Genomic DNA, 22,384 nt, shown 5'->3' on the forward strand with positions numbered 1-22,384 from the left:
TGTCACCAGACGGCTAGTGCGCCTGCGCTATCGGTCGGCTACTGTCGAGTAGCAACCCCATACCGCCGGTACGCGAACCGCCGGCGGCATGGTGTCTCGCCGCAGCAGCAACGGAGGTGCCCGGATGAGAAACCCCACCGGCCTCGCCACCCTGGTGGCGGGCAAGGTGACCGAGACCGTGCGCAGCATCGACGTGATGCGTCAAGCGGGCCTGCTCCCCATCCCGCGGGTCGACGAGGGCCTGCGTTCGCTGGTCATGGTGCGGAAGTGGGGTCCGTTCGCCGGGGCGAACATGATCGCCGCCCGCCGGGACCCGACCGCCACCGGCATCATCGACGAGCTCGGCCCGCTGACCTTCAAACAGCTCGACACGCAGTCGAACGCGCTGGCCAGGGCATGGTCCGAACGCGGCCTCGGCCCGGGTTCGGTGATCGCCGCGCTCTGCCGCGACCACCGCGGTCTCGTGCTGACGATGCTCGCGTCGGGCAAGCTCGGCGCGAAGCTGCTGCTGATGAACACCGGGTTCGCCAAACCGCAGCTCGCGGACGTCGCGAAACGCGAAGGCGTCACGGCGCTCGTGTACGACCAGGAGTTCACCGACCTGCTGGACGCGGTCGAAGGCGACGTCGACCACTACCTCGCGTGGGTCGATTCGGACGCCGAGCTCTCCGGGCACGAGATCCCGATCGTCACCGAACTGGTCGCCAGCACCGACGACCGCCCGTGGCCCGCGCCCGCGAAACCGGGCGGGTTCATCCTGCTGACCAGCGGCACCACCGGGACGCCGAAGGGCGCTCCGCGGCCGCACACTTCCGCGCTCGCCTCCGCGCAGTTCCTCGACCGCATCCCGCTGCGGACCGGCGAGGCGACCTACATGGGCGCGCCGCTGTTCCACGGCACCGGACTGTCGCAGTTCATCCTGTCCTTCGCGCTCGGTTCGAAGGTCGTCATGCGGCGCAAGTTCGTGCCGGAGGAGACGCTGCGCGGCGTCGCGGAGAACCGCTGCACCACGCTGGTCCTCGTGCCGACGATGCTGCAACGGATCGTCGATCTGCCCGAGGAGGTCCGCGCCAAGTACGACACCTCGTGCCTGCGGATCATCTTCGTCGCGGGCTCCGCGTTGTCACCGGATCTGGGGAACCGCGCGACCGCAGCGTTCGGCGACGTCGTGCACAACCTCTACGGCTCCACCGAGGTCGCGGTCGCGACGGTGGCGACCCCGGAGGACTGGCGCAAGGCGCCGGGCACGGTCGGCCGCGCGCCGGTGGGCTGCAAGGTGGCGCTGTACGACGAAAAGGGCGGCAAGATCACCGAACCGCATGTCACCGGCCGGGTGTTCGTCGGCAGCGGGCTGAGCTTCCAGGGTTACACCGACGGGCGTAACAAGGAGATCATCGACGGGCTGCTCTCCAGTGGCGACGTCGGCCACTTCGACGAGGACGGCCTGCTGTTCATCGATGGCCGCGACGACGAAATGATCGTCTCCGGCGGCGAGAACGTCTTCCCGATCGAGGTCGAGAACCTGCTGGTCGAACGTGAAGACGTGATCGAAGCGGCGGTCGTCGGCGTCGCGGATCCCGACTTCGGGCAGCGGCTGAAGGCGTTCGTGGTGCGGGCCGAGAAGTCGGATCTGGACGTCGAGGGGGTGCGGGACTACGTCAAGGCGAACCTCGCCCGGTACAAGGTGCCGCGCGACGTGGAGTTCCTCGACGAGCTACCGCGCAACGCGACAGGGAAGGTGCTGCGGAACAAGCTGCAATGAGCGCCGGTACCGGCCGCGTTGGTGCCAGGCTCGGTCCGTGAAGGCCTCCTTGAGGGACTCTGGGTCCCTCAAGGAGGCCTTCATGTACTCAGGCGGGCAAGGGCACTGGTACCGAGGCGATCAGTACTCCCAGTCGATGCCGAAGACGCCGGGGCCGAAGTCGAGGGCGACGGCGTGGACGCCGTTGCCCTGGTCCGGTTTGAGTTCCTTCCGGTCCAGCGGAGAGGTCCCCTGCCTGGAGTACTGCCAGCATTTCGCCGGGACGGTGCCCGGGTCGAACCGGACCTCCAGCAGGTACTCGCGGACGGGACGCCGGAACTCGCGGTAATGCGTGTTCCGGCATTCCGGGTACGGCGGGCCGGGGTTGGTGAGCGAGTACTCGATCAGATGCGTTTCGCCGCGGTCGATGGGCCGGTCGAAGAGCAGTTCGGCCACCGTGAGCCCGTGTTCGTCGTCGACTTCGGCGCGGCCGACGTGGCAGTTGCGCAGCGTGTTCAGCACCGGCGGCCCGGCCTCCGGGTCACCCTGGGCGTAGACCAGCAGCCAGCGGTCCTGCCCGTCCGCGCCCGCCTGGAACACCGCCCGCGCGGTCACCGCGCGTTGCCCGCCGTCCTCCGCGATCTCGCACAGGTCGTGCAGGCCGACCAGTTTCAGCTGATGGTGTTGTTCGAGCGCGTTGGGCGCGCCGACCTTCTCCAGCAGCGCCTGGAGCGCTTCGAGTGGGAAGGTCAGCGGCTGCTCGGTGGTCGCCCGGCTGCGGCGTGACGACGCCCCGCGCGGTCGCGGCGGCGGCAGCAGGCTGAGCAGCGAACCGGCGGGGATCGCCAAGACCTCTTCGAGGACCCGGACCGCGGACAGCGAACTCTGCCGTTCCGGCTGACGTTTGCCCGATTGCCAGTAACTCAGCGCGGTCACGCTCACCGAAGCGCCGCGCGCGAGCAGCCGGGCTTGGATACGGTCGAGACTCAGGCCGCTGGTGGCGATGGCCGAGCGCAGCGCGGTGGCGAACGCGGTACGCGGCTGTTCTTCATCGTCCGTGGTCACTCGGTCCGCCGCGCTCCCCGCCACCATATGCTGACCGACCGCCCCCGTCTGCCGTTCCCTGACACCGCCCGGTTGATAACAACACGAATAACTTTAACAGTCTGAGGTAACGCTTCAGGGACACCTTCTGCCAGGAGAAAACGACTTTTCGGGTGAGCGTCGTTACGCCGAATGGCCTAGTACTGGTAACTGTGAATCATTGCCCGGCCACCAGCGCACCGGCTTGCATGGCTCTCAGCAACGATCATCCTCCCGGGTGATCCGCACGGCGCGGCAGGAAGGGAACCAGTGAGCAAGTCCCGGAAGAACCTGAAGTCCCGAAAGACCCGTAGTGGCCTGGTGGCGGGAGTCGCCATCGCCGGTGTGACCGCGGCGGTCGCCACGTTCGGCGCGGGTGCCGCCAACGCCGACCAGCAGGGCGAGATCCGCGGCGCGGGTGCGGCCAACGCCGTCGGCGGCAGCTACATCGTCGTCCTCAAGCCCACCGCGGTCGGCCAGGGCGTGGCCGCGGCGAGCGAGGTCACCGCGAACGTCGCCTCGAAGGCGCAGGGCCTCACCGGTCAGTACGGCACCACGCTGTCCCGCACGTTCGGCTCGGCGCTGAACGGCTTCTCGATCAAGGCCGACGAGGCCGCCGCGAAGCGTCTCGCCGCCGACCCGCAGGTCGCGTACGTCGTCCAGAACAAGACGTTCAAGATCAGCGAGACCCAGGACAACCCGCCGTCGTGGGGCCTCGACCGCGTCGACCAGGCCGACCTGCCGCTCGACACCAAGTACACGTACCCGACGAAGGCCGACAACGTCACCGCCTACGTCATCGACACCGGTGTCCGCGGCTCGCACAAGGACTTCGGTGACCGCGCGGCCGGCGGCAAGGACTTCGTCGACAACGACGACACCCCCAACGACGAGCACGGCCACGGCACGCACGTCGCCGGCACCATCGGCGGCACGGACCACGGCCTGGCCAAGGGAGTGAAGATCGTCGGCGTCCGCGTGCTGGACGCCAACGGCAGCGGCACCACCGAGGGTGTCGTCGCCGGTGTCGACTGGGTCGCGGCGAACGCCAAGGGCCCGTCGGTCGCCAACATGAGCCTGGGCGGCGGCGCGGACGACGCCCTGGACGCGGCGGTCAAGGGCGCCATCGACAAGGGCGTGACCTTCGCGCTCGCGGCGGGCAACGAGTCCTCCGACGCCGGCACCACTTCGCCCGCCCGGGTGAAGGAGGCCATCACGGTGGCCGCCAGCGACAAGACCGACAAGCAGGCCAGCTTCTCGAACTACGGTTCGGTCGTGGACCTGTACGCGCCGGGTGTCGACATCACCTCGACGTGGGGCACCGGTGACGACGCCACCAACACCATCAGCGGTACCTCGATGGCCGCGCCGCACGTCGCCGGTGCCGCCGCGCTGTACCTCTCGGCGAACCCCGAGGCCACCCCGGCCCAGGTCGCCGAAGGCCTGGTCGGCGCCGCCGCGGACGGCAAGATCAGCAACCCGACCGGCGGAACGGCGAACAAGCTGCTCCAGGTCAAGTAAGACCCTTTCGGACAGGCTGCCCCCGGCGTACTCCAGGCGCCGGGGGCAGCCCCCTGTCCGAGGGGTACCAGACTTGTTACCAACCGGTAAGCTCCAGTCCATGGTCCTGCGGAAGAACATCCTGATCACCGGGGCGAGCTCCGGACTCGGCGAGGGAATGGCCAGGCAGTACGCCGCCAGAGGCCGCGACCTGGCGTTGGCCGCCCGCCGTGTCGAACGGCTGGAAGCCCTCGCCGCGGAACTCAAGAAGGCCTATCCCGGCATCAGGGTGGTCACCCGGAAGCTGGACGTGAACGACCACGACCAGGTCTTCGCCGTCTTCGAGGAGTTCCGCGAGGAACTCGGCTCCCTCGACCGCGTGATCGTGAACGCGGGACTCGGCAAGGGGCAGCCCATCGGCTCAGGCCGGTTCGACGCCAACCGGCAGACCCTCCAGACGAACTTCCTCGCCGCGGCCGCCCAGATCGAGGCCGCCGTCGGCATCTTCCGCAAGCAGAAGGACGGCCACCTGGTGGTCGTCTCCTCCTTCTCCGCACTTCGCGCTTTCCCAGGCAATCTGACCGCGTACGCCGCTTCGAAGGCGGGCGTCTCGGCGCTGGCCGAGGGCACGCGGATCGAGCTGATGAAGACGCCGATCAAGGTCACCACGCTGCTGCCCGGATTCATCGAATCGGAGATGAACGAGGACATCACGAAGGTGCCCCTCGGGACGAGGGCGGAGGCGGGCGCGCAGGCGCTGGTCAAGGCGATCGAGTCGGAAACCGCGAAGGCGTACGTGCCCTCGTGGCCGTGGGCGGTGCTCGCCAAGGTGTTCCCGTTCGTCCCGGCGTCGGTGTTGAAGAAGTTCGCATGACGCTGGTGCCGGACAAGACCGTCGAGGTACGCGGAGAGGACTCGTTCGACCCGGCCGCGGTGCACGCCTGGCTGGCCGGCCGGATTTCCGGGCTCGGCGACTCGCCGCCCGAGGTCCGGCAGTTTCCCGGCGGTGCCTCGAATCTCACGTACCTGCTGACCTATCCGGACCGCGAGCTGATCCTGCGGCGCCCACCGCTCGGGCACAAGGCCGCGTCCGCGCACGACATGCGCCGCGAGTTCCGGGTTCAGCAAGGATTGCGGCCGGTCTTCCCGTACGTGCCCGAGGTTCTCGCCTTCTGCGACGACGAAACCGTGCTCGGCGGCGACTTCTACGTGATGGAACGCCTTGAAGGCCTGATCCTGCGCGGAGATCTGCCCGCCGGTCTCGAACTGCCGCCGGAGGGCGCGCGCGAGCTGTGCGGCAAGGTCGTCGACCGGCTGGTCGAGCTGCACGCCGTCGACATCGAGGCCGCCGGGCTGGCCGATCTCGGCAAGGGCGCCGGCTACGTCGAGCGTCAGGTGCGCGGCTGGTCGGAGCGGTTCCTCAAGGCACGCACCGAGAACGTCCCGGACTGCGCCGAGGTGATGGCGTGGCTGAAGGAGAACCAGCCGTCCGAGGTCAAGATCTGCTTGATCCACAACGACTACCGGCTCGACAACCTGGTACTCGACGACGATCTCGACATCGTCGGCGTGCTCGACTGGGAGATGGCCACCCTCGGCGATCCGCTGATGGAACTGGGCAGCACCCTGGCGTACTGGGTGCAGGACGACGATGACGACGTCATGAAGCTCAGCCGCCGTCAGCCGACGCACGTACCCGGGATGTACACGCGCGGGGAGTTCGTGCGCCGGTACGCGGAGCGATCCGGGCTCGAAATCGGCGACTGGACCTTTTACGAGGTGTACGGCCTGTTCCGGCTCGCGGTGGTGATCCAGCAAATCTACAACCGGTTCCACAGTGGACAGACGACCAATCCCGCGTTCAAGGATCTGTGGCAGTTCGTCGGCTATCTGGACGGCCGTTGCCGCCGGATCATCGGAGGAGGACAAGCGTAGATGGGTGCGATCTACCTGGTCCGGCACGGACAGGCGTCGTTCGGCGCGGAGAACTACGACCAGCTCTCGCCGCGCGGCTTCGAACAGTCCACCGTGGTCGGTGAAGAACTGCTGCGGCGGGGTGTCGAATTCACCCAGGCGCGAGCGGGTTCCCTTGCCCGCCAACGGGACACGGCCGCGACGGCGTTGAAGGTGCTCGGCTCCGGGATCGCCGTCGTCGAGGACGAACGCTGGAACGAGTACGACCACGTCGACATCGCGAAGTACCACGCCGCCGGCGTCCAGCAGACCGATTCGCGGGCGTATCAGGCCGCTTTGGACGGTGCGCTGAACGCCTGGGTCTCCGCCGGTGAAGACAGCCCGTGCGCCGAAACCTGGCCACGGTTCCTTGAGCGGGTCAAGGGCGCGCTGGCCGACGTCGTGGCGTCACTGGGCAAGGGTGAGCACGCCGTCGTCTTCAGCTCCGGCGGAGTGATCGCGACGGTCTGCGGCGCGCTCATGGGCACGCCCGAGGCAGGGTTGCTGAAACTGAACCGGGTCACCGTGAACGCGGGCATCACCAAACTGGTGTCCGGCCGCGGCGGCGTGACCCTGCTGTCGTTCAACGAACATCCGCATTTCGAGGCGGAAGCCGCGGAACTGCTCACCTACCGCTAGTGTCCCGCACCGGAATGCGGCACATGATTCGGCAGCCCAGCTTCCCGCTGGCGACGTTGCCGGTCCGCCCGAGTACAACCCGGTACGAGGACGAACCGGCAACACCGCCGGCGGAAACCTGGATCCACCGACTCATGCACCGCGTTCCGGTGCGCGACACTAGGAGAAACCCGATGGCGTTCGGCGAGGTCACGGTCATCCCGGTCAACGGGCACGGTCCCGAGGACGTCGTGGTCGACGACCAGGGGCGGATCTACACCGGCGTCGACGACGGGCGGATCCTGCGCCTCACGCCGGACGGCAAGCGGATCGACGTCCTCGGCGACACCGGCGGCCGTCCACTGGGGCTGGAGTTCTACGGCGAGGACCTCCTGATCTGCGACGCCAAGGCCGGTCTGCTCACCATGCCGCTCGCGGGCGGTCCCGTGACCACGCTGGCGACTTCGGCCGCGGGCCTCGATTTCGTGTTCTGCAACAACGCCGCCGTCGCCTCCGACGGCACGGTGTACTTCACCGACTCGTCGCGCCGCTTCGGCATCGAGAACTGGCGCGACGACCTGATCGAGCAGACCGGCGGTGGACGGCTTTTGCGGCGCACGCCGGACGGGAAGATCGAGCAGCTCGCCGACGGTTTCCAGTTCGCCAACGGCGTCGCGCTGCCGCCCGACGAGTCCTATTTGGCCGTCGCCGAGACCGGCGCCTGCCGGGTCTCGCGCGTGTGGCTCACCGGCGACAAGGCGGGTACGCGCGACTACCTCGTCGACGATCTGTGGGGGTACCCCGACAACATCTCGACCGGCAGCGACGGGCTGATCTGGATCACCGTGGCGAGTCCGAAGGTGCCCGCGCTTTCCTTGGTACGGAAGCTCCCCGCGCCGTTGCGGGCCGGTGTCCGGGCGTTGCCGACGGCCCTGCAGCCCGCACCCGCGCGGGAATGCGGGGTGCGCGGCGTGACGCCGGACGGGAAGCTGGTCCACGAACTACGCGGGGAGATCGACGGGTTCCACCTGCTCGTCGGCGTCCGCGAGCGGGCCGGGACCCTCTACTTCGGCTCGCTGGAGGACAACGCGATCGCCGTCACCTCAGTCTAGGCAGAATTCGTTGCCCTCCGGGTCGTTCATCACGATGAAGCCGAGGCTCAACGGCTGCTCGGGTTCGAAGCGCTGAACCCGCTTCGCCCCCAGCGCGACGAGCCTGTCGCACTCGGCTTCGAGCGCCGCCATGCGCTCGTCGCCCACCAGCCCGGGAGCGGCGCGGATGTCGAGGTGGACGCGGTTCTTCGCGATCTTGTCCTCCGGGACCTGCTGGAAGAAGATCTTCGGCCCTTCGCCGTCCGGGTCTTCGAGGGCCGACCTGGTGTTGCGCTGATCCTCGGGCACGCCGACCCGCTCGAGGAACTCGGCCCACGCGTCCAGCGGATCGGTGCCCTCGGGCACCTCGACCCCGGGAGGGCCGGGGTGGACGTAGCCCAGGGCGTCACGCCAGAAGATCGAGAGGGTTTTGGGGTCGAGGGCGTCGAAGCTGACCTGGAATTCGCGGCTCTTGCGGTTCATGGGACCACTCTGACATACCTAGCGGACAGGATCGGTCCGCTATCTCTGGCACAGTGGGTGACATGGAGGACGAGCGCGGCACGACCGAGCGGGTGCTCACCCTGCTCGGCCTGTTGCAGCAGCGCGCGGTGTGGACCGGCCCGGAACTCGGCGAGCGGCTCGGCGTCACGCCGCGCACGATCCGGCGGGACATCGAGCGGCTGCGGGCGATCGGCTATCCGGTGCAGGCCAGCAACGGTGTTGGTGGCGGGTATCAGCTCGGCCCGGGCCACGACATGCCGCCGTTGCTGTTGGACGATGAGGAGGCGATCGCCACCGCGGTCTCGCTGCTCGCCGGCGCGGGCAGTGGTGAAGCCACACTCCGGGCGTTGACGAAGCTCGACCGGGTGCTGCCGACCAGACTGCGGCACGAGGTGAGCGCGCTGTCCGGCTCGGTGGTCGCCTTCGACGGAAGCCGCGCGCCGATCGACCCCGACGTCCTCATGACACTGGCCCGCGCCTGCCGCGACGAGGTCGAGGCGGGCTTCGGGTATCCGTCCTCCTCGGGTCCTACGCCGCGACGGGTCGAGCCGTACCGGCTGGTGGCCTCCGGCCGGCGCTGGTACCTGCTCGCCTACGACCTCGACCGCGACGACTGGCGCACCTTCCGCGTCGACCGGATGACCGAGGTTTCCGCGCGGTCTTGGCGTTTCCGCCCGCGCCCGGCGCCCGACGCGGCGGCCTATGTGCAGGAGAACATCGCCAGCCGGGTCTACCGGCACCAGGCGCGGTTCCTGGTGCACGCGCCCGCCCCGGTCGTGCGGGCGCAGATCCCGGCTTCGGCGGCCGTGGTGCGGGAACGGGGTCCTTCGCGGTGCGAGGTGTTGAGCGGGGCCGGGGATCTCGACTTCCTGCTCATGCATGTGGTGGTGCTGGGGCACGCGTTCGAGGTGCTCGAACCGGCGGAGCTGGGGGAGCGGTGCCGGGTCCTGGCCGAACGTTTACTCGGGGCGGCGGCTCCTGCGCAAGTAGGTGACTAATTGCGGGGGCTCTGGGCGCCTGAAGTACATGAAGGGGGCCTTCATGTACCTAGGCGCAAGGATGGGGTCCTTCATGTACTTGCGTGATCGGACTGCGCAAGTAGGTGACTAGTTGCGGCGGGGGGAAGAGCTCACCGGCCGGTCCACTGGGGCGAACGCCCGGTCGTCCAAGCCGCATAGAACTCCCCGTGGTCCTTCGCCGTCATCAGCAAAGCTTGCGTGATCGCCTCGAGTTCGATCGAACTCGCCAGGTCCATGTCGAGCTCGCGCGTCAACAGCACCTTCGTCGTGCTGTAGGCCAGCGCCGGTCCGTCGGCGAGCCGCCGGGCCAAAGCGGAGGCCTCGGAAGCGAGCTCAGCGTCGGGCACCACCTTCGAGGCGAGGCCGATCGCCTCCGCGCGGGCCGCGTCGATCTTGTCGCCCAGCATCAGCAGTTCCGTCGCGCGGCCCAGGCCGACGAGCCGCGGCAGCAGGTACGCCGAGCCCATGTCGGCGCCGGCCAGGCCGACTTTCGTGAACAGGAAAGCGAATTTCGCCGACGACGCCATCAGCCGGAAGTCGCTCGCCAGCGCGATCACCGAACCCGCGCCCGCCGCGATGCCGTTCACCGCGGCGATCACCGGGATGGGGCACTCCCGCAGCGCTTTCACCACCGCGCCGGTCATGCGCGTGAACTCCAGCAGCTCGGCGGACTCCATTTTCTGCAGTTCGCCGATGATCTCTTCGACGTCGCCGCCGGAGCAGAAGCCGCGCCCCCTGCCGGTGATGACCAGCACCCGGACGTCGCCGCGGTGCGGCAACTCGGCCAGCAGGTCGCGCAGGTCCGCGTAGGCGTCGAAGGTGAGCGCGTTCAGTTTTTCGGGGCGGTCCAAGGTGACCGTGGCGACGCCGTCGTCCACGGTGAACTCGAAGTGCTCCCAGTCCGTCGTGATCGGCGGCGTGGCGCGGAACGGGCTCATGACTGGATCCCACCTCCATCGAGGACGAGTGTCTGTCCGTTGATCGCGGCGGCTTCTGGCGCCGCGAAGAAGGTCACCGCGTGGGCGACCTCGTCGGGTTCGAGCAGGCGGCCGAGCGGGGACGCGGCGGCGAGGGCGGCTTCCGCGCCTGCTTCGTCGCGGCCGGTCCGTTCCTGGATCCGGGCGACCGAGGCGGCGGTCATGTCCGTGCGCACGAAGGCCGGGCAGACGGCGTTCGCGGTGACGCCGGTCCCCGCCAGTTCCGCGGCGGTGGCCCGCATGAGGCCGACGGCGGCGTGCTTCGACGCGGTGTATCCGGCCGTGTAGCGGTAGCCGATATGCGACGCGGTCGAGGCGACGGTGACGATCCGGCCAGTGTCACGCGACCGCATACCGGGCAGAACCGCCCGTGTGCACAGGAAAGCGCCGGTCGCGTTGACCTCGAACTGGCTCCGCCACTGCTCCAGTGACGTCTTCGCCAGCGGGGCGCTCGCCGAGATCCCGGCGTTGTTCACCAGTACGTCCACCGGGCCGAGGTCGTCGAAATACCGGGCGACGGCGGCTTCGTCGGTGACGTCGCAGTCGGCCCGGCCGGGCGCGTGCACCTTGTCCCCGGCGGCCTGGAACCGGGCGGCGATGGCCGCGCCGATCCCGCGTGTCCCGCCGGTGACGACGACGATCCTGCTCACTCTGCCTCCACCCGGCGCAACGCGCGCCGATCGAGTTTTCCGTTGGCCGTGCGGGGGAGTTCGGTCACGAACACCACCTCGCGCGGATACTTGTGCTTCGCCAGGTGCGCCCGCGCGTGGTCCTTCAGTTCGTCGGCGGTCACGGAGGCGCCCTCCGCCAGGACGACGCACGCCCGCGGGACGACCAGGCCGTCGACGCTCATCCCCAGCACCGCGCAGTCGACGACGGCGGGATGACCGATGAGACAGTCTTCGATCTCGCTCGGCGCGACGAACACGCCGGACACCTTCAGCAGGTCGTCGGCGCGGCCGTGGTGGTGGAAGTACCCGTCGGTGTCGCGGCTGAACAGGTCACCGGTGCGCAGGGTGTCGCCGTGGAACGTCCGCGCGGTCTTCTCCGCGTCGCCGTAGTACTCCCGCGCGATGGTCGGGCCGGTCACCTCCAGGGTGCCGATCTCCCCGTCCGGTAAGGGATCGCCGCTCTCGTCGAGAACGCGAGCGGTGTAACCGGGGACCTCGCGGCCGAGGCTGCCGACCCGCTGCGCGCCGGGCACGTTGGACAGGTAGATGTGGTACGCCTCCGACGAGCCGATCCCGTCGATCACCGGGACACCGAACGCGTTGTCCCACTTGCGATGCAGCTCGGATGGCAGCGCCTCGCCCGCTGACGTCGCGAGCCGTAGCGAACTCATGTCCACAGTAGACGCCGCCGGATGGGCGATCATCGCGCTCATCATGGTCGGCACGTTGACGAGGATCGTGGGACGGTAGCGCTCGATCAGCGAGAACAGCAGCTCGGCGGTGCTGCGTTGCGGGAACACGATCCCGGACGCGCCGACGCCGAACGGGAACAACGCGGTCAGATCCCGCGCGTAGCCGAAGAACAGCTTCGGCACGGCCAGGACGCGGTCGTCCTCGCGGAGGCCGAGCACGCCGAGCGCGTATCGGTCGAAGCTCTCCAGTGCGCTGCGCGCCGGATGCACGCACGCTTTGGGTGAACCGGTGCTCCCGGTGGTGAACTTCCAGATCGCGACATCGTCCAAAGTGGTCGGTGCGGCTTCCAGGCCGGGTGAAGCCGACGCGACCAGCGCGTCGAACGAGTGCTCGCCGGGCTCCACCTCGACATCGCCGATGACCAGCAGGTTCCGTGCCCCGGCTTCGCGCAGCGCGGGCAACGTCGAGGCGTCCGCGATGACGACGACGGCCTCGGTGTAGGCCAGGTAGTACGCGTAATCCTTCGGCTGGAGGAAGGAGTAGACCTCGGCGGTGACGGCGCCGATCTTCTGCGCCGCGTACCAGACCGCCACGAACTCGACACTGTCGTTCAGCGCCAGCAGGACCCGCTGTCCACTTCGGACGCCGAGGTCGCGCAGCACGTTCCCGGCGCGGTTCACCAGCGCCGCCAGCTCCGCGTACGTGACCTCCTCGTCGCCGCACAACAACGCCGTCCGCTCGCCGGGGAGGCGGTCCACGAAATGGGTCGCCAGGTTGAAGGTCATGCCAGCTCCCGGATCGCTTCGACCAGGATGTCGGTGAGCACCGAGAAGGTCTTCTCGCCTTCTTCGGCGCTCGCCTGGGCAGGAGTGCCGCAGTAGGCCTCGGTCATCCCGGCCGAGGCGAAGTCCGTGACCCCGCCGCGCGCCAGGTCGACGTGGACCGCGGGCAGTGCGCGCTGGACGGCGGCGTCGACGAGGTCCGGCCGGTCGGCGAGCACCAGCGACGTCTCGTACTGCCCGGCGTGGCACTCGCCCGAGCGGAACTCGTCGGTGAGCCGGGTGGCGTACCGGCGGCGGACCAGGTCGACGAAGCCGGCGCCGCCGGTCTCCGCCACGCGCCGCAGCACGGCCAGCTGTGCCGGTTCGAAATGGTTGTTGACCAGCAGGATCCGGGAAAGTCCCTGCTCGGCGAGCGCCCCGCAGATCTCGGTCAGCAGCGCGTACAGGGTCTCTTCGCCGATCGAGATGCCGCCCGCGAAGCCGGCCGCGAACCGGGTCACGCCGTAGGGCACCTCGGGGAGGATCAGCACGCGGACGCCGGGGTCGCCCGCCAGCCGGGCGGCGGCACGCTCGCACATCCCCCGTGAGATCAGGGGATCGGTGCCCAGCGGCGCGTGCGGCCCGTGTGGTTCGACCGCGCCCACCGGCAGCAGCAGCACGGGGACGCGCGCATCGGACGCGAGCGCGGCCACCTGACGCGAGCTCAACTCCGCGAAGTACGTCACCCGAATCAAGCTACACCGCAGCGGCCTGAGGTGTATAGAGTTGCGCGCATGCCCGAATCGGCCACACCGCACGGCGACCCAGGTCCCCAGGAACTGGTGATGACGCTGCTCGGCACCTACGTGTCGCCGCGCGAGAGCCGTCGTGTCTGGTCCGGCGGCCTGGTCGCCGTGCTCGCCGGGCTCGGCTTCTCCGACGGCGCCGCGCGGATCGCGCTGGCCAGGCTCGTCCGCCGCGACCTGCTCGCGAGACACAAGGCGGGCAGGCTCACCCACTACTCACTGACCCGCCGCACGATCGCGCTCCTGGAGGACGGCGACCGCCGAATCTTCTCCCTCGGCAGGCGCGAACGCGAGGTCGGGGAGTGGACCGTGCTGTGGCAGAGCATCCCCGAAAGCCGCCGCCAAGCCCGGGAACGGCTGGTGCGTCGTCTGCGTTTCCTCGGTTTCGGGCCGGTGCAGGACGGCACCTGGATCGCTCCGCACGACCGGGAGGCCGAGGTACTCGCCCTGCTGGCCGAACTGGACGTCTCCGAGCACGCCGGGCTGATGCTCGGGAAACCGTCGGCGGGCCTCGACGTCCGGCGGTTCGCCGGCCGGGCCTGGAACCTCGACGGCCTCGCCGCGCGGTACGACGCGTTCGTCCGGGATTTCGGCGGGTACCCGGATGACCTGCCCGACGCGGAGGCGTTCGCCGTCCGGACCTGGCTGACGCACACCTTCCGCGCCTTCCCGTCGCTCGATCCGGAACTCCCGGTCGAGCTGGTACCCGCTCCGCCGAGCCGGGCGGCCGCGGTGGAGCTGTTCCACGATCTTTACCAGGCACTGGCCCCGGCCGCGCAACGCCATTTCGATGAGGTGACAGAAAAATGACAGGCGACCCCGAGGGGCTCTTGATCTTTTCGGGGTCGCGCCGTTCTCGGCCGCCAGGCCCCGTGATCGCGATGGCAGGGCGCCATCGCGGGCAAGGCGACCTGACCGCGAAAGGTGCGCCCTGGCGGCGCGATCACGGTCGGCGCGATATCGATGAGGTGACAGAAAAATGACAGGCGACACTCAGGCCGCATTGAGTTACACGTCCTACCTTTCGCTGGACGAATTGCTGGACGCGCAGCATCCCCGCTCCGACGAACACGACGAGTTGCTCTTCATTGTTATCCACCAAGTGTATGAACTTTGGTTCAAACAAGTTCTCCACGAGGCGCTTTACCTGCAGGAGCAGCTCGAGGCGGGTAACACCGCTCACTCCGTCCGCACACTGCGGCGAATCCTGACTATCTTCAAGGTGGTGGTCGCGCAGATAGATGTGCTCGAGACGATGACTCCGAGCCAGTTCACCAGTTTCCGTGCGCGACTCGACGCTTCGAGCGGGTTCCAGTCGGCTCAATTCCGCGTTCTGGAGGCCGTTCTCGGCCGCCGGGACGAGCGGGTGTTCGCGCATTACCCCGAAGGCGGTGAGCAACGCGCCCAGATCTCCGACGCGATGTCACGGCCGTCGCTCTTCGATTCCTTCGTCACCTACCTCGCGGTGAAGGAGTACGACGTCCCGACCGGGCGCGATGTCACCAAGCCACTCGAACCCTCTCCGGCGCTCCAAGAGGTTCTGTTGCGGGTCTACCGCGATGACACCGGGCCGTCCGTCGTGGCGGAGCACCTGGTCGATCTGGACGAAGGGATGCAGGAGTGGCGGTATCGGCACGTGAAGATGGTCGAGCGCACCATCGGAGACAAGACCGGGACGGGGGGTTCGTCGGGCGCGCACTACCTGCGTTCGACGCTTTTCTCCCCGATGTTCCCGGACCTCTGGGCGGTGCGGAGCAGGCTTTGACGAACCTCGACGAACTCCGCCGCGACCCGAACGCGCTCGCGGCGCACTACACGGAATTCGGTGTGGCGGACCGGATCCTGTTGACCGGGCACTCGCATCAGGCCTGGCCCGACGTCGCGCGGGAGGGTCTTCTCGATGCCTTCGCCGACGCGGCCGAAGAGGTCGACACGAAGTGGGAGCGGGCCTTCGCGAAGGCCGACGAGATGCGGGCCGGGTTCCGGGCGCTGCTCGGTGACCCGCACGGCGCCATCGCGCTCGGTGCCAGCACCCACGATCTGGTGATCCGGTTCCTCTCGGCGATGGATCTCCCGAGCCGTCCGCGGCTGGTCACCACCGACGGGGAGTTCCACACGCTGCGCCGTCAGCTGGCACGGCTGGCCGAGGAAGGTGTCGAGGTCGTCCGCGTCCCCTCGACGCCGGTCAACACGCTGGCCGAACGCGTCGCGGCCGAGGTCACCCAAGACACCGCCGCCGTGCTCGTCTCGGCAGTGTTGTTCGAGACCTCCCGGCTCGTGCCGGGCCTCGCGCATCTCGCCGACGTCTGCCTTTCGAAGTCGGTGAACCTCGTCGTCGACGCCTACCACGCGCTCGGCGTCGTCCCGTTCTCGCTGCACGACCTCGGGCTCACCAACGCCTGGGTCCTCGGCGGCGGCTACAAGTACCTCCAGCTCGGTGAGGGCAACTGTTTCCTGCGGATGCCCGCGCACGCGCAGGAACTGCGCCCGGTCGTCACCGGCTGGTACGCCGAGTTCGGCGCGCTCGCGGACGAGCGCCGGCCAGGCCAGGTCGCCTACGCCTACGGATCGGACAGGTTCGCCGGAGCGACCTACGACCCGACGAGCCACTACCGGGGCGCTCGCGTCTTCCGGTTCTTCGCCGAGCAGGGGCTCACGCCCGAGTTCCTGCGGGAAGTCTCGCGGCACCAGGTCGGTTTCCTCGCCGAGGGCTTCGACAAGCTCGGGTTGCCCGAAAAGGTCATCACGCGTGACCGCGAGACACCGCTGGACCGGATCGGCGGTTTCCTGTCACTGAAGTGCGCCGACGCCGGTGCACTTCAGGCCGCCCTCGCCGGCCGCGGCGTCCGGACCGACAGCCGCGGCCCGTACCTGAGGTTCGGACCGGCGCCGTACCTGTCCGATCGTCAGCTCGACTCCGCGCTCCACGTCCTCCAAGAGGTCGTCAACGGCTGAGACGGCTCTGCCCCGGTTTGGCGAACGGACCGGGGCGATCTAGGTTTGCGATGTGGCACCGTCGCCGCCGGACGACCTTCGTCGGGGACTGTGCCTTGTTGCAGGAACTTCGCACGTGAGCCACAAGCAGCGTGCACTCCAGGACAAGGAGTCACCACAGTGACCGAAGTGTTCGGCCAGGGTACCGGCCATGAACAGGTCGTCTTCTGCCAAGACCAGGCCACCGGCCTGAAGGCCATCATCGGGATCTACTCGACGGCGCTGGGTCCGTCGCTCGGCGGAACCCGGTTCTACCCCTACGAATCCGAGGAAGCCGCGCTCGCGGACGTCCTCGCGCTGTCGAAGGGAATGGCCTACAAGAACGCGCTCGCCGGGCTCGACCTCGGCGGCGGCAAGGCCGTCATCATCGGCGACCCCCAGAAACACAAGACCGAAGCGCTGCTTCGCGCCTTCGGCCGGTTCGTCCAGTCGCTGGGCGGCCGCTACATCACCGCCTGCGACGTCGGCACCTACGTGCAGGACATGGACATCGTCGCCCGCGAATCGGAGTTCGTCACGGGCCGCTCGCCGGAGAACGGCGGCGCCGGCGACTCCTCGGTGCTCACCGCCTTCGGCACCTACCAGGGCATGCGTGCCTCCGCGGACGCCGTCTGGGGCGTCCCGGACCTCGCGGGCCGCAAGGTCGGCGTCGCCGGGGTCGGCAAGGTCGGGCACATCCTGGTCGGGCATCTGATCGAGGCGGGCGCGCAGGTGGTCATCACCGACGTGTCGCCCGCGGCGATCGAACGCACCCGCGCGGCGTACCCCGGGGTCGAGGTCGTCGAAGACCTCGACACGCTGATCCGCACCGAACTCGACGTCTTCGCGCCGTGCGCGCTGGGCGGCGTGCTCAACGACGAGACGGTCGGGCTGCTGCGCAGCAAGATCGTCTGCGGCGCGGCCAACAACCAGCTCGCGCACCCGGGCATCGGCAAGCAGCTCGACGACCGCGACATCCTCTTCGCGCCGGACTACCTGGTCAACGCCGGTGGCGTGATCCAGGTCGACGACGAGCGGCACGGCTTCGACTTCGCGCGGGCCAAGCGCAAGACGACGGCCATCTTCGACACCACGAAGGCGGTGTTCGCGCTGGCCAAGGCCGATGGGGTCCCGCCGTCGACGGCGGCCGACCGGCTGGCGGAGCGCCGGATGGCCGAGGTCGGCGGACTGCGGTCGATCCTGACGGTGTAGCTCTCCCGCAACTGCAATGAAGGGGCCTTTCATAGCAAATTTTGCTATGAAAGGCCCCTTCATTGCACTGGGGACGTGGCCACAGGGGGCCCGGAGGTGGCCGGTGTGGCGCGGTGCGGTGCCGGTCCGAGGCGTGGGGGGGGGGGGGGGGGGGGGCTCCGAAGAGGTGGGGTAGGGTCTTGTGATGACGGGGGGCGGGGGGGGGGGGGGGGGGGGGGGGGGGGGGGCGGGGGGCGCGGGTACAACAACCCACTCCACACACACTGCGCGCCGCGCCCCCCCCCCCCCCCCCCCACGCCGGCTTCGCCCCTTCACAGGCACGGAGCCGATCCAGGGCTCGGAAGCGGCGAAAGCCACTTTCAGGACACCAGGTGTCCCGAAAGTAGCTTTCGCGTCATGCGTATCCAGAGGCGCGGGGACTCAGCCGCTCTTGCGACGGAAGGTGCGCTTGTTCGCGGCCGGGCCGTGGGCGTGCAGGTTCTTGCCGCCGGCGTTCTCGTGTGCCGAGCCCGAGCGAGCCTGGGCCTGCTTGCGCTCCAGGGCCTCGCGGAACTTGCGCTTGGTGTCGTCCTCTTCGCCATCCGCTGGGGACGGTGCCGGTTCAGTCATTACTACCTCCGAGGTGACGACATGTGACGTTCTCACCCTGTCAGGAACCATCCGGATTGGCGAGTCGATTTACGTCACCTGGGCGGCGTGGGCAGCCGGACCGGGCCGCCGAACCGGACCCGGTCACGCAGCAGCGGCCGCCAGCAGTGGTCGCACAGCAGGATCGGCTTCAGCCGGTTGCCGCAGTCCACGTGCTCCAGCGTGATGTCCGGTTCCTGGCCAGGCATCTCGAAACCCCGCGACCACTCGGCGATGAACGCCAGCGCGGGAAAGAACGCGAGCCCTTTCGCCGTCAGCCGGTAGTCGTGCGCGTCGGTGCGGGTCTTCGCGGTCCCGGTCCGCAGCACGCCGACGTCCACGAGTTTCGACAGCCGCCCCGAAAGCACGCTCGGGCCGATGCCGAGTTCGCGTTCGAACTCCGAGAAGTGCCGTGCCCCGAGCAGCGCGCTCACCACGAGCCCGGTCGACCAGCGGTCGCCGAGGAGTTCCATGGTGTCGGGGAAGAACATCAGCGGGTCGCCCGCGAGGGACTCGGCGTCCTTGCGGCGGAAGCGTTTCGTCGCCGTCGCCTCGGCGACGCCGGTGTCGTCGAGCCGCCGCGCGCGGACGTCGCGGGCGTCGACCCGGCGTTCGCAGGAGGCGCAGCCGAGCGGCGCCGACGTGGGCAGCTCGCAGTCGAGGTGGATCAGCTTCGGCAGTGCGGCGCGCCGCCCCTCGACCCATTCCCGTTCCCACGCCCAGATCGAGATCAGCAGCGGCCACAGCGCGAGACCGCGTTCGGTGAGCCGGTACTCGTGCCGGGTGCGGCGCGCGTCCCGGTACGGCGTGCGGACGAGCATGCCGCCGTCGACCATTTCGCGCAGCCGCCCGGACAACGCGGTGGGGGAGATGCCGAGCCGCAGCCGGAGTTCCTCGTACCGGCGGAAACGCAGGAACAGGCTCTGCAGGATCAGCAAGGTCCACTGGTCGCCGAGCAGTTCGAGCGCCCGGCGCAACGGATCGCCCGCCGGCCGGACGCGGTGCGCCGTCGCCTCTGTCACGTACGTGCCTCTCCGGTGATGTCGCTGTCAGCGTACTACTGACTACAGCAGTAGAAGTCTGTTGACAGCTGGCTACAGAAATCATAGTGTCTCGGCAATCGGTCAACGCGAACCAGCCGGGGAGAACCGATGACCAGTACCTCCGAGCAGCCGGTCCTGGTGGCAGCCGCCGCCGGAGAACCCGAGGTCAACCCGTACCTGCTGGGTGTCTACGCCCCGGTCGGCGAAGAGATCGACGCGAGTGAGCTCGAGGTCATCGGCAAGATCCCCGCGGACCTGAACGGTGTGTACCTGCGCAACGGCCCCAACCCGCGGTTCGAGCCGGAGGGCCGCTACCACTGGTTCGACGGCGACCGCATGATCCACGCCGTCCACCTGGAGAACGGCAAGGCCCGCTACCGCAACCGCTGGATCCGCACCAAGGCCTTCGAGGCCGAATCCGAAGCGGGCAAGGCGCTCTGGAAGGGCGTCATGGAGTCGCCCAAGGGCAACCCGTTCGGCAACTCGCACGGCCTGAACGTCAAGGACAGCGCCAACACCGACCTGATCTTCCATCGCGGGAAGGTGCTTTCCACCTGGTACATGTGTGGCGAGCCGTACGGGGTCGACCCGCTGTCGCTGGAGACGCTGGGCGCCGAGAACTTCCTCGGCACGCTGGTCGGCGACATGATGGCGCATCCGAAGGTCGACGAGCGCACCGGCGAGATGTTCTGGTTCGACTACGGCCCGCGGCCGCCGTACCTGCGCTACGGCGTGATCAGCGCCGACGGCAGGGTCGCGAGCACGACCGAGATCGAACTCCCCGGTCCGCGCCTGCCGCACGACATGGCGATCACCGAGAACTACGCGATCCTGATGGACTTGCCGCTGGTCCAGGACCTGGAGGCGGCGCGCAACGGCCGTCACAAGCTGGTGTTCGACCGGTCGCTGCCGAGCCGGTTCGGGGTACTCCCTCGCTACGGTAACGGTAGCCAGATCCGCTGGTTCGAAGCCAGCCCTTGCTACATCTACCACGTCGTCAACGCCTGGGAGCAGGGCGAGGAAATCGTCCTCGACGTCTGCCGCGTCCAGCGGCCGCATGATCAGTTGGCCGCCCCGGCGGCCGACGCACGCACCCCGCTCGCCAAGATGCTGTCGTACCTGCGGCTGGACGCCTCACCGCACCGCTACCGGTTCAACCTGCGGACCGGGCAGTGCCTGGAGGATCAGCTCGACGACGACAACACCGAGTTTCCGTCCGTCGACTCGAGGGTGGTCGGCGGCCGGAATCGCTTTTCCTACGCGGTGCACATCTCGCCGGATTCGACGCTCAAGTTCGACGGCCTGGTGTGCTACGACAATCTTGCCGGCGCAAAGACCGAATATCGCTTCGGTCCGGGCCGGTGGGGCAGTGAGGCGCCGTTCGCACCCCGCGACGGCGCGGCCGCCGATTCCGCTGACGGCTATCTGGTGACCTTCGTCCAGGACGAGCGCGAGGGGCGCTCGGAACTGAACGTCTTCGACGCCGCCGATCTCGCTGCCGGACCCGTGGCCAGGGTCCTTTTGCCCCAGCGTGTCCCGCTCGGTTTTCACGCGACCTGGGTCCGGGCGGACCAGCTGGAACCTTCCGGTAGCCGATGATCCCCTTCACATCCGCCCACCGGAGGGGAGTGGGCAGGTGCGCGCACGCCGGGAAGCCGTGTCCGAGTTGCCCCTGCCAGGGGGTGGGGCGACTCGGACACGGCCTTTCGCGCGGCACGCCATACCGCCCCGGCGAGCATGCCGATCGCGGTCGCGGCGGCGAACACGATCGCGGCGACACCGGTCTCGGTGGTGAACCGAAGCTCGCCCGCCGTGCCGACGGTGAATCCCGAATGGACACTCCAGGCGATCAGCGCCGTCCCGGCCGCCGCGGCGCGACTGGTCACGGCACCGGTGAGGAGCACGACGAAACCCAAGGCCGCCAAGGAAAAGACGTGATGTCGCGGGGAACCGAGGAGTCCGGCCACCGACGCCGCGACGACGACGGAGACACAACCGAACGGGAAGCCGAAACACTCGGTTTTCCTCATCCGCCCAGTCAACTCCGCGTCACCGGACGTGCCGTCCGCGTGAACGGGTTCCCTACGCCTCCGCCGGGATTCTTGACGCCTTATTGAGGGCCAAGGTGTCTTAGGTACCTACGTGGTTCCGGCTGCGGTTGGTGCCAGGCATTCACGGACCTCAGGCGGGTAAGAGACCCCCGGCACCTTTGCCTTATCTCTCAAGCCTTCCGCGCGTGCGCGATGATCGCGCCGGCGATCGCGGGCCACAACTGCCGCGGCAGTTCGTGCCCCATTCCGGGGAACAGCAGCAGTTCGGCATCCGGGATCGCTTCCGCGGTCGCCTTCCCGCCGCTGACGTTGATCAGCGGGTCGCTCTCGCCGTGGATGACGAGCGTGGGGACGCGGACCTCGCGTAGCTTCGCCGTGCGGTCACCCGAAGCGACGACGGCGGCCGCCTGCCGCAACGCGCCGGCGGGGTGATTGGCCCGGTCGTAGTTGCGGGCGGCCTTCATCCGCAGGAATTCGTCGTCGGACGGGTGCCCTGGCGAGCCCACGAGCTTGAACCATTCGACGCCGTCCTCGATCGCCTGCTCCCGGGTGGCGGCGGGCGGGCGGGTCAGCCCGGCGAGCGCGGCGGGCTCCGGATGCCCGACCGAGGGATCCCCGGTGGTCGACATGATCGAGGTGAGGCTCAGCAGCCGCTCCGGCGCGTCGATCGCGAGCTGCTGCACGATCATCCCGCCCATCGACGCGCCGACGACGTGCGCCCGCCCTAAGCCGAGCGCGTCGAACAGCCCGGTGACGTCGGCGGCGAGATCGGACAGCAGGTACGGCGCGGAGGTCAGGTCGCCCGCGGCGAGCGCGGCCAGATCCGGCGTGGGGAGATCGTCCAGATAGGACGAGAGGCCGATGTCGCGGTTGTCGAACCGGACGACGTGGAACCCGCCCTCGGCGAGCAGTTCGCAGAAGCCTGCCTCCCACGTCACCATCTGGGCGCCGAGACCCATCACCAGGACGAGCGGCGGATCCGCGGGGGAGCCGAAGGTGTCGTACTCGAGTTCGAGACCGTTCACACGCGCGCGAGGCATGCCACGATCCTGCCGGAACCC

22 protein-coding genes are annotated in these 22,384 nt (G+C 68.8%); 12 read left to right on the forward strand and 10 right to left on the reverse strand.

Annotated features, from left to right (window positions below; all coding sequences use genetic code 11):
• The first annotated feature begins 124 nt into the window (after nucleotides 1–124).
• The gene (locus ACIHAO_RS08740) at nucleotides 125–1,762 is read left to right on the forward strand and encodes an acyl-CoA synthetase (RefSeq protein ID WP_396555907.1); all 1,638 of its coding nucleotides are present in this window, start codon (nucleotides 125–127) and stop codon (nucleotides 1,760–1,762) included.
• Between the two features lie 120 nt (nucleotides 1,763–1,882).
• Here ACIHAO_RS08740 and ACIHAO_RS08745 read toward each other — a convergent pair whose 3' ends face one another.
• Nucleotides 1,883–2,833 carry a hypothetical protein gene (locus ACIHAO_RS08745; RefSeq protein ID WP_396555909.1) on the reverse strand — a complete coding sequence of 317 codons (951 nt, stop codon included), beginning with the start codon at nucleotides 2,831–2,833 and terminating at the stop codon, nucleotides 1,883–1,885.
• A gap of 261 nt (nucleotides 2,834–3,094) precedes the next feature.
• Here ACIHAO_RS08745 and ACIHAO_RS08750 point away from each other — a divergent pair, with 261 nt between their 5' ends.
• From ACIHAO_RS08750 to ACIHAO_RS08770, 5 genes are all read left to right on the forward strand, one after another.
• On the forward strand, nucleotides 3,095–4,345 hold the full coding sequence (locus tag ACIHAO_RS08750) for a S8 family peptidase (protein WP_396555911.1): 1,251 nt from the start codon (nucleotides 3,095–3,097) through the stop codon (nucleotides 4,343–4,345).
• Between the two features lie 100 nt (nucleotides 4,346–4,445).
• Nucleotides 4,446–5,198, forward strand: a complete 753-nt coding sequence (locus ACIHAO_RS08755; RefSeq protein WP_396555913.1) for an SDR family oxidoreductase — start codon at nucleotides 4,446–4,448, stop codon at nucleotides 5,196–5,198.
• Entirely contained in the window at nucleotides 5,195–6,259 is a 1,065-nt protein-coding gene (locus ACIHAO_RS08760) for a phosphotransferase family protein (protein ID WP_396555915.1), read from the forward strand. The genes ACIHAO_RS08755 and ACIHAO_RS08760 overlap by 4 nt, the downstream gene beginning before the upstream one ends.
• Nucleotides 6,260–6,916 (forward strand): histidine phosphatase family protein, encoded by a 657-nt coding sequence (locus ACIHAO_RS08765; RefSeq protein WP_396555917.1) that lies wholly within the window; start codon nucleotides 6,260–6,262, stop codon nucleotides 6,914–6,916.
• Between the two features lie 173 nt (nucleotides 6,917–7,089).
• Nucleotides 7,090–8,007 (forward strand): SMP-30/gluconolactonase/LRE family protein, encoded by a 918-nt coding sequence (locus ACIHAO_RS08770; RefSeq protein ID WP_396555919.1) that lies wholly within the window; start codon nucleotides 7,090–7,092, stop codon nucleotides 8,005–8,007.
• Here ACIHAO_RS08770 and ACIHAO_RS08775 read toward each other — a convergent pair.
• Complete coding sequence (locus ACIHAO_RS08775; RefSeq protein WP_396555921.1) at nucleotides 7,999–8,469, reverse strand: VOC family protein; 471 nt, start codon at nucleotides 8,467–8,469, stop codon at nucleotides 7,999–8,001. The two genes, ACIHAO_RS08770 and ACIHAO_RS08775, sit on opposite strands and share 9 nt — an antisense overlap.
• A gap of 62 nt (nucleotides 8,470–8,531) precedes the next feature.
• On the opposite strand from ACIHAO_RS08775, the gene ACIHAO_RS08780 reads away from it, so the two are divergent.
• Entirely contained in the window at nucleotides 8,532–9,488 is a 957-nt protein-coding gene (locus ACIHAO_RS08780; RefSeq protein WP_396555923.1) for a helix-turn-helix transcriptional regulator, read from the forward strand.
• Nucleotides 9,489–9,619: 131 nt separating this feature from the next.
• Here ACIHAO_RS08780 and ACIHAO_RS08785 read toward each other — a convergent pair whose 3' ends face one another.
• From ACIHAO_RS08785 to ACIHAO_RS08800, 4 genes are read right to left on the reverse strand one after another with little or no spacing between them, the layout of a single operon-like run.
• Nucleotides 9,620–10,447: an enoyl-CoA hydratase family protein gene (locus ACIHAO_RS08785; RefSeq protein ID WP_396555925.1), complete on the reverse strand. Its 828-nt coding sequence runs from the start codon at nucleotides 10,445–10,447 to the stop codon at nucleotides 9,620–9,622.
• Nucleotides 10,444–11,136 (reverse strand): SDR family NAD(P)-dependent oxidoreductase, encoded by a 693-nt coding sequence (locus ACIHAO_RS08790; protein ID WP_396555927.1) that lies wholly within the window; start codon nucleotides 11,134–11,136, stop codon nucleotides 10,444–10,446. Before ACIHAO_RS08790 ends, ACIHAO_RS08785 begins: the two co-directional genes overlap by 4 nt.
• Nucleotides 11,133–12,635 carry a benzoate-CoA ligase family protein gene (locus tag ACIHAO_RS08795; RefSeq protein ID WP_396555929.1) on the reverse strand — a complete coding sequence of 501 codons (1,503 nt, stop codon included), beginning with the start codon at nucleotides 12,633–12,635 and terminating at the stop codon, nucleotides 11,133–11,135. The genes ACIHAO_RS08790 and ACIHAO_RS08795 overlap by 4 nt, the downstream gene beginning before the upstream one ends.
• On the reverse strand, nucleotides 12,632–13,357 hold the full coding sequence (locus tag ACIHAO_RS08800) for a creatininase family protein (RefSeq protein ID WP_396555931.1): 726 nt from the start codon (nucleotides 13,355–13,357) through the stop codon (nucleotides 12,632–12,634). The genes ACIHAO_RS08795 and ACIHAO_RS08800 overlap by 4 nt, the downstream gene beginning before the upstream one ends.
• A 48-nt stretch (nucleotides 13,358–13,405) precedes the next feature.
• Here ACIHAO_RS08800 and ACIHAO_RS08805 point away from each other — a divergent pair, with 48 nt between their 5' ends.
• From ACIHAO_RS08805 to ACIHAO_RS08820, 4 genes are all read left to right on the forward strand, one after another.
• Complete coding sequence (locus ACIHAO_RS08805) at nucleotides 13,406–14,227, forward strand: PaaX family transcriptional regulator C-terminal domain-containing protein (RefSeq protein ID WP_396555933.1); 822 nt, start codon at nucleotides 13,406–13,408, stop codon at nucleotides 14,225–14,227.
• 169 nt (nucleotides 14,228–14,396) lie between these two features.
• Nucleotides 14,397–15,182, forward strand: a complete 786-nt coding sequence (locus ACIHAO_RS08810; RefSeq protein ID WP_396555935.1) for a tryptophan 2,3-dioxygenase — start codon at nucleotides 14,397–14,399, stop codon at nucleotides 15,180–15,182.
• Nucleotides 15,179–16,372, forward strand: a complete 1,194-nt coding sequence (locus tag ACIHAO_RS08815) for a kynureninase (RefSeq protein WP_396555937.1) — start codon at nucleotides 15,179–15,181, stop codon at nucleotides 16,370–16,372. Before ACIHAO_RS08810 ends, ACIHAO_RS08815 begins: the two co-directional genes overlap by 4 nt.
• Nucleotides 16,373–16,531: 159 nt before the next feature.
• Nucleotides 16,532–17,602, forward strand: coding sequence for a Glu/Leu/Phe/Val dehydrogenase (locus tag ACIHAO_RS08820; protein ID WP_396555939.1), 1,071 nt, complete (start codon nucleotides 16,532–16,534; stop codon nucleotides 17,600–17,602).
• A 420-nt stretch (nucleotides 17,603–18,022) separates the two neighbouring features.
• Here ACIHAO_RS08820 and ACIHAO_RS08825 read toward each other — a convergent pair whose 3' ends face one another.
• The gene (locus ACIHAO_RS08825; RefSeq protein WP_076164687.1) at nucleotides 18,023–18,211 is read right to left on the reverse strand and encodes a DUF5302 domain-containing protein; all 189 of its coding nucleotides are present in this window, start codon (nucleotides 18,209–18,211) and stop codon (nucleotides 18,023–18,025) included.
• Nucleotides 18,212–18,285: 74 nt separating this feature from the next.
• Nucleotides 18,286–19,251 carry a winged helix-turn-helix transcriptional regulator gene (locus tag ACIHAO_RS08830; protein WP_396555942.1) on the reverse strand — a complete coding sequence of 322 codons (966 nt, stop codon included), beginning with the start codon at nucleotides 19,249–19,251 and terminating at the stop codon, nucleotides 18,286–18,288.
• A gap of 129 nt (nucleotides 19,252–19,380) precedes the next feature.
• Between ACIHAO_RS08830 and ACIHAO_RS08835 the strand changes: the two genes are divergently transcribed.
• Nucleotides 19,381–20,871, forward strand: a complete 1,491-nt coding sequence (locus ACIHAO_RS08835; RefSeq protein ID WP_396555944.1) for a carotenoid oxygenase family protein — start codon at nucleotides 19,381–19,383, stop codon at nucleotides 20,869–20,871.
• On the opposite strand, the gene ACIHAO_RS08840 is transcribed toward ACIHAO_RS08835, so the two are convergent.
• Complete coding sequence (locus ACIHAO_RS08840) at nucleotides 20,820–21,302, reverse strand: hypothetical protein (RefSeq protein WP_396555946.1); 483 nt, start codon at nucleotides 21,300–21,302, stop codon at nucleotides 20,820–20,822. The two genes, ACIHAO_RS08835 and ACIHAO_RS08840, sit on opposite strands and share 52 nt — an antisense overlap.
• Nucleotides 21,303–21,493: 191 nt before the next feature.
• Nucleotides 21,494–22,363, reverse strand: a complete 870-nt coding sequence (locus ACIHAO_RS08845) for an alpha/beta fold hydrolase (protein ID WP_396555948.1) — start codon at nucleotides 22,361–22,363, stop codon at nucleotides 21,494–21,496.
• Between the last annotated feature and the right edge of the window lie 21 nt (nucleotides 22,364–22,384).

The sequence above is a fragment of the Amycolatopsis sp. NPDC052450 genome, assembly GCF_044547565.1.
GTDB lineage: Bacteria > Actinomycetota > Actinomycetes > Mycobacteriales > Pseudonocardiaceae > Amycolatopsis.

Excerpts from the sequence above, each read along its gene's own strand:
- ACIHAO_RS08780 (WP_396555923.1), top strand. The coding sequence starts at position 8,532 with ATGGAGGACGAGCGCGGCACGACCGAGCGGGTGCTCACCCTGCTCGGC.
- ACIHAO_RS08825 (WP_076164687.1), bottom strand. The coding sequence starts at position 18,211 with ATGACTGAACCGGCACCGTCCCCAGCGGATGGCGAAGAGGACGACACC.
- ACIHAO_RS08740 (WP_396555907.1), top strand. The coding sequence starts at position 125 with ATGAGAAACCCCACCGGCCTCGCCACCCTGGTGGCGGGCAAGGTGACC.
- ACIHAO_RS08840 (WP_396555946.1), bottom strand. The coding sequence starts at position 21,302 with ATGAGGAAAACCGAGTGTTTCGGCTTCCCGTTCGGTTGTGTCTCCGTC.
- ACIHAO_RS08745 (WP_396555909.1), bottom strand. The coding sequence starts at position 2,833 with ATGGTGGCGGGGAGCGCGGCGGACCGAGTGACCACGGACGATGAAGAA.
- ACIHAO_RS08845 (WP_396555948.1), bottom strand. The coding sequence starts at position 22,363 with ATGCCTCGCGCGCGTGTGAACGGTCTCGAACTCGAGTACGACACCTTC.
- ACIHAO_RS08755 (WP_396555913.1), top strand. The coding sequence starts at position 4,446 with ATGGTCCTGCGGAAGAACATCCTGATCACCGGGGCGAGCTCCGGACTC.
- ACIHAO_RS08795 (WP_396555929.1), bottom strand. The coding sequence starts at position 12,635 with ATGACCTTCAACCTGGCGACCCATTTCGTGGACCGCCTCCCCGGCGAG.
- ACIHAO_RS08785 (WP_396555925.1), bottom strand. The coding sequence starts at position 10,447 with ATGAGCCCGTTCCGCGCCACGCCGCCGATCACGACGGACTGGGAGCAC.
- ACIHAO_RS08810 (WP_396555935.1), top strand. The coding sequence starts at position 14,397 with ATGACAGGCGACACTCAGGCCGCATTGAGTTACACGTCCTACCTTTCG.
- ACIHAO_RS08835 (WP_396555944.1), top strand. The coding sequence starts at position 19,381 with ATGACCAGTACCTCCGAGCAGCCGGTCCTGGTGGCAGCCGCCGCCGGA.
- ACIHAO_RS08765 (WP_396555917.1), top strand. The coding sequence starts at position 6,260 with ATGGGTGCGATCTACCTGGTCCGGCACGGACAGGCGTCGTTCGGCGCG.
- ACIHAO_RS08805 (WP_396555933.1), top strand. The coding sequence starts at position 13,406 with ATGCCCGAATCGGCCACACCGCACGGCGACCCAGGTCCCCAGGAACTG.
- ACIHAO_RS08775 (WP_396555921.1), bottom strand. The coding sequence starts at position 8,469 with ATGAACCGCAAGAGCCGCGAATTCCAGGTCAGCTTCGACGCCCTCGAC.
- ACIHAO_RS08770 (WP_396555919.1), top strand. The coding sequence starts at position 7,090 with ATGGCGTTCGGCGAGGTCACGGTCATCCCGGTCAACGGGCACGGTCCC.
- ACIHAO_RS08760 (WP_396555915.1), top strand. The coding sequence starts at position 5,195 with ATGACGCTGGTGCCGGACAAGACCGTCGAGGTACGCGGAGAGGACTCG.